A 14,809-nucleotide genomic window follows, 5' to 3' on the forward strand; every position below is an offset into this window, starting at 1 on the left:
TACAACATCGTTGCAGCACACGGTTACTTCGGACGCTTGATTTTCCAATACGCTTCTTTCAACAACAGCCGTTCACTTCACTTCTTCTTGGCTGCATGGCCAGTAGTGGGAATCTGGTTCACCGCTCTGGGCGTAAGCACAATGGCGTTCAACTTGAACGGTTTCAACTTCAACCAATCAATCATTGATTCTCAAGGTCGTGTAATTGGTACATGGGCTGACGTAATCAACCGCGCTAACCTGGGTATGGAAGTAATGCACGAGCGCAACGCTCACAACTTCCCCTTAGACTTGGCTGCTGGTGATGTTGCTCCTGTTGCAATGAGCGCTCCTGCAATCAACGGTTAATATTTCAACTGGGTTTAATAAGCTTAGTTAAATAAAAGATACCCTCCAGAAATGGGGGGTATTTTTTTGGTCAGAATCAGGATGCTCTGGATTTTAGGATTTACAGGATGTGGTTTTTTGTGGGAATTGGAGTATTTTTCGGATTTTATTATTTGTCAGAATCAGGATTTGCAGGATTTAAGGATTTACAGGATGTGGTTTTTTGTGGGAATTTTGATTTTGGGAATTGGAGTATTTTTAGGTTTTTTGATTTTGTCAATTTTGTAAATTAAGTAAGATGTAATTTTTAAGATGTAATTTTACTAATTACTAAATTTTCATATTATATAAAAATGTTAAACACAAACCAATAAATCATCAATCAAAATCCTGAACATCCTTAAATCCTGGATATCCTGATTCTGACGTTTATTCGTAAATATTTATTAATGTACATATTTTTAAATTAGTAGATACCAGTATAGTATCTTAACAACCTATCAGGTGTCTGCCGTCATGATTAACGCTACTTGGCAACCTATCCTTAAATCTGCACTTGCTAAACTGCGTAAATTTGCCCGTCATGCTGATTTTGACACTTCCCTCAAACAAGTATTTGGCGCTGATATTCAAACTGGTGAACTCCAACAGGCTTGGTTAGCAGGAAAATTTGGCACATTACCAAAATTAGAAATTATCGCTTCTAGTCAAATAAACGGAGCTTTGGGTGCTTTTGCTGCTACAACTAATACAATATATTTATCGTCAGAATTAATTAAAACTGATAATTTAACTGTTATTACAGAAGTTTTTCTAGAAGAATACGGACATTATCTTGATAATAAACTGAATCAGCAAGACAGAGCCGGAGATGAAGGTGAATATTTTGCTGCGGTGGTGACAGGAAAAACCTTAAGTCTGTCGGATATTACTCGTTTGCAAACTGAAAATGACAAGGTTGTAGTTACTTTAGCGGGACAAGCGGTAGAAATAGAACAAAGTACCCTGCCTTTTATTTCTGTAGGAACTACACCCAGCAATGCCAACGAAAATAATACACCTGGGGGTTTCATTCTTACCCGTTCTGGTGATTTTAGTAGTTCTCTAACTATTAACTATGGTATTAGCGGTACAGCTATTAATGGTACAGATTATAGTAACTTGTCGGGAAGCGTGACTTTTGCTGCGGGAAGTGCAACTGCAACTGTGGTAGTTAACCCCCTTGATGATGGTCTTTATGAGGGAACGGAAACCGTTACTCTCACATTAGTTTCTGGAACTACTTACATTGCTGACCCTGATGATGATATTACTGCTACTCTCAACATTGCAGATAATGAGCTTGTGGTGGTTAATCAATTAACCTTTCTCGCCTATAATTCTGCTGCCCAAATTTCTGGTAACAATGTAGTTTGGAGTGGCTTCGATGGTACAGACGATGAAATTTTCTTTTACAACGGTACAAGTACCATTCAATTAACCAATAACAGCTCTTACGAGTATGGTGTCCACATCTCAGGTAACAATGTTGTTTGGTATAGCCATGATGGCACAGACTATGAGATTTACCTTTACAACGGTACAAGTACCATTCAACTCACCAATAACAGCTCTTACGATGATTATCCCCAAATTTCTGGTAACAATGTTGTTTGGTCTGGATATGATGTCACAGACCATGAAATTTACCTTTACAACGGTACAAGTACCATTTCACTAACTAATAATTCGGGAGATGATCGTTATCCCCAAATCTCTGGTAACAATGTAGTTTGGCAGCAAGACGATGGTACAGGCAATAATGAGATTTACCTTTACAACGGTACAAGTACCATTCAATTAACTAATAATAGCTATGACGATAATTATCCCCAAATCTCAGGTAATAATGTAGTTTGGTCTGGATATGATGGCACGACACGTCAGCTTTACCTTTACAACGGTACAAGTACCATTCAATTAACTAATTATAGTGACAATTCTTCTGTCGAAATTTCTAGTCCCCAAATCTCTGGTAACAATGTAGTTTGGACTGGCTACGATGGCACAGACTCTGAAATTTACCTTTATAACGGTACAAGTACCATTCAATTAACTAATAATAGCTCTTACGATCATTATCCGCAAATTTCTGGTAATAATGTAGTTTGGACTAGCTACGATGGCAATGATAATGAGATTTACCTTTATAACGGTACAAGTACCATTCAATTAAGTAATGACAGCTATGACGATAATTATCCGGAAATCTCTGGTAACAATGTAGTTTGGAAGTCATTGTCTATCATTAGTCTAGCTAATATTGATCCTAAACCTTTACCCATCATCACCGTTGCGGCCACAGATGCTAACGCTGGAGAAACGCTGATAACAGGTACTCCCAACCCAGGCGTTTTTACCCTCACCCGCACAGCCAGCGATGTCAATCCTACCGTTAACTATACAATTACTGGCACAGCAGCCAACGGTATAGACTATCTCCAATTAACCGGCACAGCTACCTTTGCCCGTGGAAGTACCACCACAACCATCACCGTCACACCTACCGACGACTTCATATTTGAAGGTAACGAAACTGTAATTCTCACCCTGGCTACTGGTACAGGTTATAATCTGGGAACTGCTAAAACTGCCACAGTCACCATTGCAGATAACGACGCTATTCCTCAACTCTCCATTAACGATGTCATCATCACTGAAGGCAATAGCGGTACAAAAAATGCTAACTTTATTATCAGCCTTTCTAACCCCAGAAATCAAACTATTAGCGTTAATTACCAAACCGTTGATGATGATGCCACAACCGCTAATAATGACTATGTAGCTAAAACGGGAACTATTACTTTCACCCCCGGACAAACAACCCAAACCCTACCCATTACAATTAATGGTGATACTGTCGGGGAAATTAACGAAGCCTTTACTGTTCTTTTGAGTAATGCTGTTAATGCCACCTTAGTTAAAAATGAAGGTGTCGGCATTATTAAAAACGATGACTTATCCTTACCAAGTGTAACGGTTACTCCCATCTATACCCAAGCTAACGAGTCAGGAGTTCCGGGTATTTTCCAACTCAACCGCACTGGTAGCACAACCAAATCTCTCAACATTAACTACAGCCTATCAGGCACCGCAACCAACGGTACAGATTATAGCTCACTCACTGGTACAGCTACCTTTGCCGCAGGGAATAATACAGCCATTATTTTTGTTACTCCCACCGAAGACATATTTTATGAAGGTAACGAAACCGCTATCCTAAATCTGTTGACAGGTACAGGTTACACTGTGGGAGCAAGCAATAGTAGCACTATTACCATTGCCGATAATGAATCCCAACCCCAATTAACTATCAACGATGTTACTTTAACCGAAGGCAACAGTGGTACAAAAACCGCTAACTTTGCTGTCACATTCTCCAACCCCAGCACAAAAACAATTACAGTCGCTTATCAAACTAGTAATATATCTGCTACTGCTGGTTCTGATTATGTTGCGAAAACTGGAACAATCACATTTAATCCCGGTGAAACCAGCAAAACCGTCAGCGTTGTCATTAATGGAGATACTGTAGTTGAAGCGGATGAAACTTTTAAAGTTACCTTGAATACTCCTGTTAATGCCACCATAGCCGATGGAGAAGGAATTGGTACAATTACAAATGATGAAGTTCCAACTTTAGCGGTTAATAATGTGACTGTGGTGGAAGGACTTGATAGCAACGCAATTGTTACTTTTACTCTCAGCAGTCTCCTCAGTCAAGCTGTTAGCGTCAACTACACCACCACAGCCGGCACTGCCGCAGCTAACAGTGATTATACTGCTGTAAGTGGCACTTTAACTATTCCTGCCAATACCGCCAGCGCCACTGTTTCCATCCCCATCATCAATAACACTACCAACGAAGTCAACGAAACTTTTAATTTGGTATTATCTAATCCTGTTGGTGTTGCATTAAGTAATACAAAATCAATAATTACTATTACTGACACACTCCAAAGCAGTACAACCGTTACATTACCTGCTGGCGTGGAAAATCTCCAACTCATTGGTACTGCGGCTATTAATGGGACAGGTAATACAGCTAACAATATTCTCACTGGTAACATTGCTAATAATATCCTAGCAGGTGGTGATGGTAATGATATTTATCGATTTACCGCTACCACAGTTTTGGGTAGTGATACCATCCAAGAAACCGCAACTGGTGGAATTGATACGATAGACTTTACTGGTACAACTGCGGCTACAACTTTGAATTTAGGACTGACTACAATTCAAACCGTGGTTACTACTAATCTGAGTTTGAAGCTTTCCGCTAATAACGTGATGGAAAATGTCATTGGTGGTAATGGTGCTGATAACTTCACTGGCAATGTGCTTGATAATAGCCTGATGGGAGGATTAGGTAATGATAATCTGCGTGGTGGTGACGGTGCTGATAGTTTAACTGGTAGTGCAGGTAATGATATTCTGGCTGGTAATGCAGGTAATGACAAGTTGATTTACAGTAGTGGGAAAGTGTTTACCGCTACTGATATAGGTTTAGATACTATTCTTGATTTTACGGTGGGAAGTGACAAAATCGTTTTAAGTAAAGCTACTTTTAAAAGTCTGCTAAGTGTAGCGGGTAATGGTTTTAGTCAAGCTGCGGAGTTTGCGGTGGTTGCTGATGATAGTTCTGTAGATACTCAAGCTGCGTTTATTGTTTATAGTAGCGGTAGTGGTAATTTGTTCTACAATCAAAATGGTATCACGGCGGGATTAGGTACTGGTGCAGCTTTTGCGAATTTATTTAATATACCTGCAACTTTAACTGCTGGGGATTTTGCGGTGGTTGTCTGAATCAGGATGAAATGTCAGAATCAGGATGCTCAGGATTAAAGGATGAACAGGATTGTTGATGAATATTCATAATTAATCAACCACATCTTGTTCGCGTAGCTTGGCGTATGACTCCTACGTCGTCACGCAAGCTAAAGCCATAAATCCCTAAATCCGACAAATCCTGATTCAGACAAGAATTAATCTGTCAGAATCAGGATGCTCAGGATTAAAGGATGAACAGGATTGTTGATGAATATTCATAATCAATCAACAACATCCTGTTCGCGTAGCTTGGCGTATGACTCCTACGTCGTCACGCAAGCTAAAGCCATAAATCCCTAAATCCTGGAAATCCTGATTCTGACAATATTCAACCGTGAAACCCTGAAATGATAGTAGTGTATTTAAATACAATTAAAAATCAATTTTTTATGGTAAACGCCTAAGTATTCACATTAAATGTCAGATTTTATTGTGGAAATAGAATTTTAACTTGCAATTCACTATAAAATCTAAAATTTAAAATCGCAAATCACAATGACAAATCTAACTCCTAATTCTAGTTTCAGTGTCACCCTGCGGTTGCAGATTCCCAATCGGGTGGGGATGTTAGCATCGGTAACACAGGCCATTGCTACTACTGGTGGTAATCTGGGACAAATTGATTTAATAGAACAAACCCGCCAAGAATCAATCCGTGATATTACAGTTGATGCTGCTAGTACAGAACACGCTGAAACCATTGTTCAAGCAGTAAAAGAATTACCGGATATTCAGGTAATTGATGTTTATGACCGCACCTTTAATTTACATCGCGGTGGCAAAATCAGTATTGTCAGCAGAATTCCTTTAAAAAGTGTTTCTGATTTAGCAATGGCTTACACTCCAGGAGTTGGTCGGATTTGTAAAGCGATCGCACAAAATCCAGAGGAAGTGTACAATCTGACTATCAAACAAAACACTGTTGCTATTGTCACTGATGGTAGTGCAGTCTTGGGTTTGGGTAATTTGGGGCCTGCTGCGGCTTTACCAGTAATGGAAGGAAAAGCCATGCTGTTTAAGGAATTTGCAGGGCTTGATGCTTTTCCTATCTGTCTCGATACCCAAGATACCGATGAGATTGTCAAAGCTGTAAAAAATATCGCCCCTGTATTTGGTGGTGTGAATTTAGAAGATATCGCTGCACCGCGCTGTTTTGAAATTGAAAAAAGACTACGAGCAGAATTAAATATCCCGATTTTTCATGATGACCAACATGGGACAGCAATTGTCACCTTGGCCGCATTATTTAATTCTTTGAAACTTGTACAGAAGTCTATTGCAGACATCCGCATTGTCATTAATGGTGCTGGTGCGGCTGGGGTAGCGATCGCTCGTTTACTCCGCAAAGCTGGAGCAGAACATATCTGGATGTGCGATTCTAAGGGGATTATCTCTACTACTCGTACCGATTTGACAGCAGAAAAACAGGAATTTGCAGTTAAAGCCCAAGGAACTTTAGCCGGTGCAGTCCAAGGTGCAGATGTATTCATTGGTGTTAGCGCACCCGGAGTTTTAACACCAGAAATGGTACAAGGAATGACGAAAGATGCAATTGTGTTTGCAATGGCTAATCCCATTCCCGAAATTCAACCAGAATTAGCCCCTAAAAATGTCGCTGTCATGGCTACGGGTCGGAGTGACTACCCCAACCAAATCAATAATGTCCTGGCGTTTCCTGGGGTGTTTCGTGGGGCTTTAGATTGTCGGGCTAGTACGATTACTACTACTATGTGTTTAGAAGCTGCCAGTGCGATCGCTTCTTTAGTTAAACCCTCGGATTTGAATCGGGAACATATTATTCCTTCTGTTTTTGATAAACGTGTTGCTACCGCTGTGGCTGCTGCTGTTCAACAAGCCGCACGGGAAGAAGGTATTGCTCAGAGTTAGAGTTAGTTAGTTTGTGGGATGGGCATCCTTGGACTGAGCCTGTCGATAGCGAAGCGTGGCGTAAGCCATAGTCTTGCCTGTCCCTGTGGAAACAGATTTAATTTTGTCTCACGCAGAGACGCAGAGTCACAGAGAGGATATAAGTTATTTGTATGGGATTTTGGGAAAAAAGATTTTCTCAATTATTGGGGATCTATTCTCATTATTATTGAAAATTTTATCAATAACTTCACGAGTTTTGGTGATTTCAGCTAGGGGGCTTGACAGTTTTCTGAGTTTTGGATATGCTTGTGTTACATCTAGAAATCTGTACGCACATCATATATAGGGTTTTTAGTTTTCAACACTATCTGAATCAGGATTATAAGGATAAACGGGATTTTAACTTTTTGATAATTTGAGGTTAAAACAGATGACTCAGGAATTAATAGACCTCAGAAATAGTATTTTACAAGGACGTTACGCAGAAGCTTTAGCAATTGTGGACGAATTGGAAGGGATGAGTAAACAAGCTATTCTGCGAAATATCCAATCTTATTTAAAAATTTTATTGATTCATTTGATTAAAAACCAAGTAGAAAAAAGACTAACTGCTTCTTGGGTTGCTTCTATTCGTAATTCAATTAGAGAAATTAAGAAGGTAAATCAGAAAGATAATAAAAAATCCTATTATGTGAATCAAGAGGAATGGGAAAATTTAATAGAGGAGGAAGTAATTGAAGATGCTATAGCTGATGCTAGTTTGGAAGTGATGAATGGTAAATACACTCGTTCGCAACTTTCAGGAATTATAGATAAAAATGAGATTTTAACTACTGCAAATAAATTGCTATCTTTAACTTATGTTTATTCTGCTAAGGAATTACCAGCTATTATGGATAATTATCTTAGTCAATTGGTTGGGGGAGAAGATTGGGGATAGAAGTCAGAATCAGGATTTAGAGGATTTGAGGATTTACAGGATTTAAGATATAAATTATATCAATTTGGATGTATTTAAAACATCATCTTAACTCCCCTCTGCGTCTCTGCGTGAAAAAAACCCTATTCCCCCTTCACAAACTCTAAATACCCTTTACTCAATTCCTCCACAGCCAAATCATAAAACTGTTTACCATGTTCTGGAGTTGCTAAATCCGGATTTGAACCCATACGGCCATCTGGATAACGTAAACGAAAATCAACAGCACTATAAATTTTATGTCCACTTGCAACTTCTGAAGAAAGAGGAGCTTTTTTAATTGCTTCTGGATAAACGTATTGAGTAACAGCTATTTCACTAGGGGTAGCATGAGAACCTTCTTGATTACCGTATAATTCTTTAGCAAGTTTGTACACAGAACCACCCATAAACCAATTAGCAACTTGACATTTCACTTTTGCAGAATTGGGAATTTGTAAATCTTCTAAATGAGCATAGGTTTCTGAAAAAGCAGCTTTGAGAGTAGCGATATTTCCCCCATGTCCATTAATAAAATAGAACTTGGTAAAACCAGCTTTAACTAAACAAGTTAGATAATCTTTTACCACTAAAATTAAAGTGCTAGGACGCAAACTAATTGTTCCCGGAAAAGCAGTATGATGTAATGCCATACCCACATTAATTGTTGGTGCAACCATAGCTTGAGTTTCTTCACCAACTCCACGAGATATTACTTCTGCACAAATTGCATCAGTACCAATTAATCCCGTTGGACCATGTTGTTCAGTTGAACCAATTGGTAAAATAATTCCTTGCGATTGTTGTAAATAAGTTTCAACTTCCGTCCAAGTGCTTAAATGTAATAGCATTTTGTATTTAAATCTATTCTTAAATCTATTATAAAGGATTGTCTATAATTTCAGTACTATTACTGAAGTAGCTTAAATAAATATTAGTGAATTTATTTACAGCAGATTGCAGATCAATGAGGTACAGAATCTAAATTGAAACCTAGACACCAAGCCAGTTTGACTCCTGACTCCTGACTCCTGACTCCTGAATTCTGCTGTAAATTGCCAAAACCATCAAAAATCAAATAATATATTGCCTAACAGTGACAATCTTGATATTATTAGATAACCTATACCAATTCTCCATAATAGCTTGCGTGGCGTAGCCATAGATGCGCCTAATTATTTTGGAACATAGCGAATTATCTTGAAAAATCTTTGCGTACCTTGGCGCTTACCTCCGCGTACCTTTGCGTTTAAAAAAGCTAGGATTTGGCGCAACTTCACAAAAAAATGGTATTAAAGTTTACTGATTCTAGGGGGAGCTTTTGGGTTACGCTACTGGCGTAAGCATCGCTATAATGAACAGCATAATAATTAATCTATCTGGCGTTGTAAATTTTTAATTTTTAATTTTTAATTTTTAATTTTTAATTGATTGGGATGGAGTCGCAACAAGTTTTGAACGACACGGATATAAACAATTTACCCATACTGCAACTTTAGTTTATGAAACTCGTTGCGAATCTCCAGACAAAACTGACTCTAACTAAATGATGAGATGTTTGTTTTCTGGATTGTCAACAATCCCAAGAGATGAAGAAAATATTGGCGCTTGACTAATCAAAGCGATAATGTTTTTTTACGTCTTTGGTAATTTCCCACACACAAGACATACCTGCGGGAAAAGTTACAAAATCACCTTTACCCATTTGCACTGGTTGTCCTCCATCTGGAGTTACAATTACATCACCTTCTAAGAAGTAACAAGTTTCTTGAGAATCATAAGTCCACGGGAATTTGGAAACTTCTTTTTGCCAAATTGCCCATTTGTATACACCTAAATCGTGGAGATGTTCTTGAGTAGGTTGATGCTCGACTTTAATTTCCATGCGATGTTGGATCTAGTTGTATTTAGCAGTAAGATTGGATATCTTCTCCGCACTGATCTACTAAATAGCACAATGCACGAAAACGCAAGCCTACAAATTGATCATACAGTGGATTGAGCTTGCACATTGGGGGAATGTGACCGATTTTGCGACCAAAGACAATAATATCACGTTCAAATGGACACTGAGCAGGAATCAGTTTGGCAATAAATTTAGCTAATTTGCGGTTCTGAATCTCCATTCCATCCAACTTTTGACGTATTGGTTGTAAAAAATCGGATTTATTACCAGCTTGGTGGCTTTCTCCCATAGGGTTAATCAAGGTAGGGAGAATGATAGGTTGACTATTGGTTGTGATCATAATTGTAAATCCAGTTGTACTTAGATTAATGAAAGATGTACCTTCTTTGACTTACTTCCATGCAATTTATTTCACAAATCTGCACTGTGTTGATAAAAAGATGGAAGACAAATTTAAGTAGGATCTTCTCTATGGAATAAGCAGAGAACAGGTTTAACTAATTGCTATTTAAACTCAGAGTATGTTCAAGAACTGTCCCGTTAAATACAAAATAACAAAGAAATAATAAAAATGGTATTACCTTAACTTATTAATTACTGATGTTGAATATTGCCATCCCATATATAGCAGTAAAAAGGCTTAAAATTCCTTCTGTGTCTGAGTTTTATTATCAGTAGATGTCTTAACCTACCTGCTTTCACGAATATTTAGCAATGATAATCACTAATTTTAGTGCCAATAATATATATAAAAATGTTATATGAGTTGCATAAGTAAACTGTAAGCATTTAGCTGATGTTTAACTGTTTAGTGTTAACCAAATCCTATTGGGGCGGGTGTGGGGTTGAAAAGCTTTGTAAAATATAACTAGATAACTCGCAAAATCCTTCTCCTTCAGCCGCAGTAGTTAAATAAGCAGGTTGATACTGCAACTGATTTGCATATTGCAGCACATTAGCCACACCTACAGAAAGAGGAAAATAACGCCGATTAAATAAACTCTCATCGTTGGGGCTATCACCAACAGTAACAATTTGTTCAAGTGAATATTCGGGGAAGTATTGGTGCAGTACTTGCAACAATCCCACAGCCTTATCTTGTCCTTGGGGTTTAATGTGACACTGGACATTGCTGTACGTAAATCCCCAACCCATTTCTTGACAAATATTACCAATATTTTGCAGTTCATTGAGAGTCAAAGAAGCGACATCAAATGTCCAGTCAGTCACACGAAAGCGATTATCAGCAGATTCTCTGATTTGGGGAAATTGAATTTGTAATTTTTCAAAGACTGTGGCTAAATGTTGACGATGTATAGCTAAATCAGGAATTGCTGTTAAAGCTACTGGTTCTAAATGTTGAGATGGGTAGAACAAACCCCCGTTTTCTGCCATAGCACCTGCAACTGGCATTAAGCTACTTAGTCCACTTACCCATCCTGCTGAACGTCCAGTCACAATCAGTACTTTAACTCCAGCAGTAGCTAAATTTTCTAAGGCTTGTAACAGTAGCGATGTAAATTTTCCCTGGTTCGTCAAAGTACCATCCATATCTGTGGCTACGAGACGAATATTCCTTAAATCAGTAGATATATTCGACAATTGTTGTAGATTCATCGGGGTTGCCAATGTGTCGGTACATATGAAAACTACCACAAGATGTAAAAAAATATTAAAATTACAGTAATTTCACATCAAAGATTGGGGCATCCTAAACATTAGGAGTCAAATCTTTTAGTTTGTTAACCATGCTCAGTACAATTTTTCTGGCCCAGTCTTCAGGTTCCAACCCTAAAAAGATAACCCAGGTAGTGCAAGCCAGCGAGTCTCATATACCACCGTTATTGATGGTTGCCAGTGGAGGACTGCTTTTAGTGCTAATTGCTGTGTTTGTGTATGGCAAAATTTTAGTGCGTCAGTATGAGAAAAAAGTCAAGTTTGAAAAATTTCGCACGCGAGAACTAGAAAAAAAGTTGAAGTTAGCCCTGGAAACCATTCGCAAAATGGAAACTAACCCAGATTTAGTTCACTCACGAGACTTTAACCTTGATTATTTGCGAATGCGGATGTCAGAGGAGGTGTTTCATTTTGGGATTGTTAATCAAGTTAAACTCAAGATTAAAGATAGAATTTCTCTGGCACTGCGCCCAAATCAATCTCAACAGGGACAAGTTGGCATTGCCAGCAACACTGGTAGGCAAGTAGATGAAATTTTTGATGTTGAGCATGAAACTGGTATTTCGCCCAATATTGTCAAGCGAGTGCTGTTTCGGATTCAAATTCGGTTGATGAAGTTACCTACACAAGCTACTTCTGCTACTATTAGCCAAATAATGGACTGTATAGAAACTTACCTTAGTCCTAGGGAAGATGACGATACATGGCAACCAACTATTCAAGGTCGGATTGTCTATATGCATTGGGATCAAAAGGCTAAACCCACGCCTCTACTGGTTTTAGAACAATCTAATGAAGGGGTAAATGTGACTTTTCGTACTACTCGCCAACCAAATATCTCTGTACCCCAACAGAAGCAAACTTGAAACTATCAGGTTTGAGTAAGTAAACAATAATTATGTATTCAAGGTGCAACTAGTGGGCTTTCCAGAAACAAATTAAACTACATCTTGGCATTTACCTATATTTCAAGGTGTAGTTAATGAGGATGTTCAACTTCCTGTCCAGCTTTGTGAGTGATAGCTAGGTTTTGGGCATCACGAGTTAAAAGACCATCTTCCATTTCCACGATGCGATCAGCGATATCTAAGATGCGGTTATCATGGGTGACTAACAAAATAGCTGTTCCCTGTTCTTTGGCTAGACGCTGCATAATTTCTACAACGTCACGTCCTGATTGTTTGTCTAATGCGGCTGTAGGTTCATCTGCTAGGACTAATGGGGGATGATTGACTAAGGCGCGAGCGATCGCTATTCTTTGTTTCTGTCCACCTGATAAATTGTCTGGGTAGTAATTCATCCGTTCTGCTAAACCAACTGACCCCAGCATCGCTTCTGACTTACGAATAGCCGACGATTGAGAAACTCTCGGATTTAATTCCACTGCCATTTGGACATTTTGTCTAGCAGTTAAAAACCCCAACAAATTATGAGCCTGAAAAATATAACCAATATTGCGTCGCATCCGTACCAGCTTGCTTTGACTAGCACCTAGTAGTTCTTCACCTAACAATTTCAGACTTCCTTCTTGTGCAGACCGCAACCCACCAATTAAGCTCAATAATGTAGTTTTACCTGAACCTGATGGTCCAGTCATAATTACAATTTCTCCAGCATATATATCTAGGTTGATATCAAATAATATTTGTTTTCTGAGGACTCCTTTTCCATAATAATGGTTAATATGTTTGATGGCGATTACAGGTTCTTTGCTAATCATAAAGTTAGAAGATATAGAATTGCATGAGATAATCTAGCGTTGAGAATAATTCTTGGCTAAAGTTTTTCAAATCTAAGATCATAGACTATGAGTAATAACATATTTATCTATTTCATATTTTTTCAATTTTATCATATGTAATTTTTCCCTAAAACTTGATTTAAAAAATATCTGCTGGATCGGCAGAACGCAATTTACGCATAGCAATTATTCCGGAGATAAAACACATGATTATAGTTAATAAAAGCACCATAATAGCACGGTAGTTACTCATTGCAACTGGTAAAAGTGTAGCATCTCTAGCAACTTTGTACATAAAAAGAGCGCAAGCAAATCCTGGCATATATCCTAAAACTGCTAACATAAAAGCTTCTTGCAGAATGACCGTTAGCAAATAGTTTTGTGTGTAGCCTATGGCTTTAAGGGTAGCATATTCAGACAAGTGATCTGTTACTTCTGTATATAGAATTTGATAAACAATTACAGTTCCGACAATAAAACCCATAATTGTTCCTAACGTAAAAATAAAGCCAATAGCTGTGCTACTTGCCCAATAATTTCTTTCAAAATCAATAAATTCTTGCTTGGTTAAAACATTAACATCTGTAGGCAAATAAGTTCGTAAATATTGAGTAACTACGGCTAAATCTGCTCCTGGTTTTAATTTAATTAACCCAATATCAATTAATCCCCGCTGTCGATTATTAAATAAGCGTAAAAAATTGACATCACTTGTAATTAAATTACCATCTGCTCCAAAGGATGCCCCTAAAGTGAATAATCCTACTACTTTAATCCGTCTCCTTCGTACTTCTGCTGACACAAGTTTTCCCTGATCAACATCCTCAGCAATTGGTCCATACTCTAATCTAGAAGAACGGTCAAATAAAACAACATCAGGCAGTTTAAGTTTATTTAAATTTTCATCTACACCAGCCAAATCAAACACATTAACTTCTGGATTAATGCCAAAAGTGAGAATACTCCTAGGGCGGCCGGTAATGGGATTTTTCCAGCTTGTATAGTCTAAGTATATAGGATATACTGACTGCACTTCTGGTAAATCCAAGGTTTTATATAACCGCCTTTGAGAAAAGGGTTTCATTGCTAAAACAGCATTAGATTGACTGTTAATAAGAACAATGTCACCTTTTAAACTTTCATGCATTCTCACGTTACTGTAATACAATGCATCTCGGAAACCAAGTTGCATAAACATTAAAATGTCAGCAAAGGCAATACCTGATAAAGCCACAGCTAGGCGAGTTTTTTCTCTTGTTAGTTGTAGCCATGACAGAGGGATTTTTTGACCCATTTTCTAAATTCCCCAGCAGTTATACCAAGTTTGGATTTGAGATATAGCAGATTGCAGATCAATGAGGTACAGAATCAAAATTGAAACCTAGACAGCAAGACAGTTTTACTCCTGACTCCTGACTCCTGACTCCTGAATTCTGCTGTATTGAATTGAGAATTAGTTTGA

General features: G+C 38.1%; 10 protein-coding genes and 1 pseudogene. 5 read left to right on the forward strand and 6 right to left on the reverse strand.

All coding sequences use genetic code 11. From position 1 onward, the window contains the following. The 4 genes and pseudogenes from H6G68_RS17670 to H6G68_RS17685 all read left to right on the forward strand — a co-directional run. A pseudogene (locus H6G68_RS17670) lies at positions 1-348 on the forward strand (photosystem II q(b) protein); the annotation flags it as partial. A gap of 495 nt (positions 349-843) precedes the next feature. Next, the gene (locus tag H6G68_RS17675) at positions 844-5,172 is read left to right on the forward strand and encodes a beta strand repeat-containing protein (protein WP_190907820.1); all 4,329 of its coding nucleotides are present in this window, start codon (positions 844-846) and stop codon (positions 5,170-5,172) included. 519 nt (positions 5,173-5,691) lie between these two features. Then, positions 5,692-7,083, forward strand: a complete 1,392-nt coding sequence (locus tag H6G68_RS17680; protein ID WP_190907821.1) for a malic enzyme-like NAD(P)-binding protein — start codon at positions 5,692-5,694, stop codon at positions 7,081-7,083. A gap of 412 nt (positions 7,084-7,495) precedes the next feature. Next, entirely contained in the window at positions 7,496-8,005 is a 510-nt protein-coding gene (locus H6G68_RS17685; protein ID WP_190907822.1) for a DUF29 family protein, read from the forward strand. A 122-nt stretch (positions 8,006-8,127) separates the two neighbouring features. On the opposite strand, the gene H6G68_RS17690 is transcribed toward H6G68_RS17685, so the two are convergent. The 4 genes from H6G68_RS17690 to H6G68_RS17705 all read right to left on the reverse strand — a co-directional run bounded on the left by H6G68_RS17690 (position 8,128) and on the right by H6G68_RS17705 (position 11,546). Next, complete coding sequence (locus tag H6G68_RS17690) at positions 8,128-8,874, reverse strand: creatininase family protein (protein ID WP_190907823.1); 747 nt, start codon at positions 8,872-8,874, stop codon at positions 8,128-8,130. Between the two features lie 761 nt (positions 8,875-9,635). Then, a complete protein-coding gene (locus tag H6G68_RS17695; protein WP_190907824.1) occupies positions 9,636-9,908 on the reverse strand; it encodes a cupin domain-containing protein in 273 nt (90 codons plus the stop codon). Positions 9,909-9,930: 22 nt separating this feature from the next. Beyond that, complete coding sequence (locus H6G68_RS17700; RefSeq protein WP_127056184.1) at positions 9,931-10,269, reverse strand: Mo-dependent nitrogenase C-terminal domain-containing protein; 339 nt, start codon at positions 10,267-10,269, stop codon at positions 9,931-9,933. 485 nt (positions 10,270-10,754) lie between these two features. Next, positions 10,755-11,546: an HAD family hydrolase gene (locus tag H6G68_RS17705; protein WP_190907825.1), complete on the reverse strand. Its 792-nt coding sequence runs from the start codon at positions 11,544-11,546 to the stop codon at positions 10,755-10,757. Between the two features lie 131 nt (positions 11,547-11,677). Here H6G68_RS17705 and H6G68_RS17710 point away from each other — a divergent pair, with 131 nt between their 5' ends. Next, on the forward strand, positions 11,678-12,472 hold the full coding sequence (locus H6G68_RS17710) for a hypothetical protein (protein WP_190907826.1): 795 nt from the start codon (positions 11,678-11,680) through the stop codon (positions 12,470-12,472). A 113-nt stretch (positions 12,473-12,585) separates the two neighbouring features. Here the strand turns inward: H6G68_RS17710 and H6G68_RS17715 are convergent, their stop codons facing one another. Then, the gene (locus H6G68_RS17715) at positions 12,586-13,326 is read right to left on the reverse strand and encodes a DevA family ABC transporter ATP-binding protein (protein WP_190907827.1); all 741 of its coding nucleotides are present in this window, start codon (positions 13,324-13,326) and stop codon (positions 12,586-12,588) included. A gap of 160 nt (positions 13,327-13,486) precedes the next feature. Then, positions 13,487-14,641 carry an ABC transporter permease DevC gene (devC, locus tag H6G68_RS17720; RefSeq protein ID WP_127056104.1) on the reverse strand — a complete coding sequence of 385 codons (1,155 nt, stop codon included), beginning with the start codon at positions 14,639-14,641 and terminating at the stop codon, positions 13,487-13,489. Between the last annotated feature and the right edge of the window lie 168 nt (positions 14,642-14,809).

Source organism: Anabaena catenula FACHB-362 (assembly GCF_014698735.1).
Taxonomy (GTDB): Bacteria; Cyanobacteriota; Cyanobacteriia; order Cyanobacteriales; family Nostocaceae; genus Anabaena; species Anabaena variabilis_A.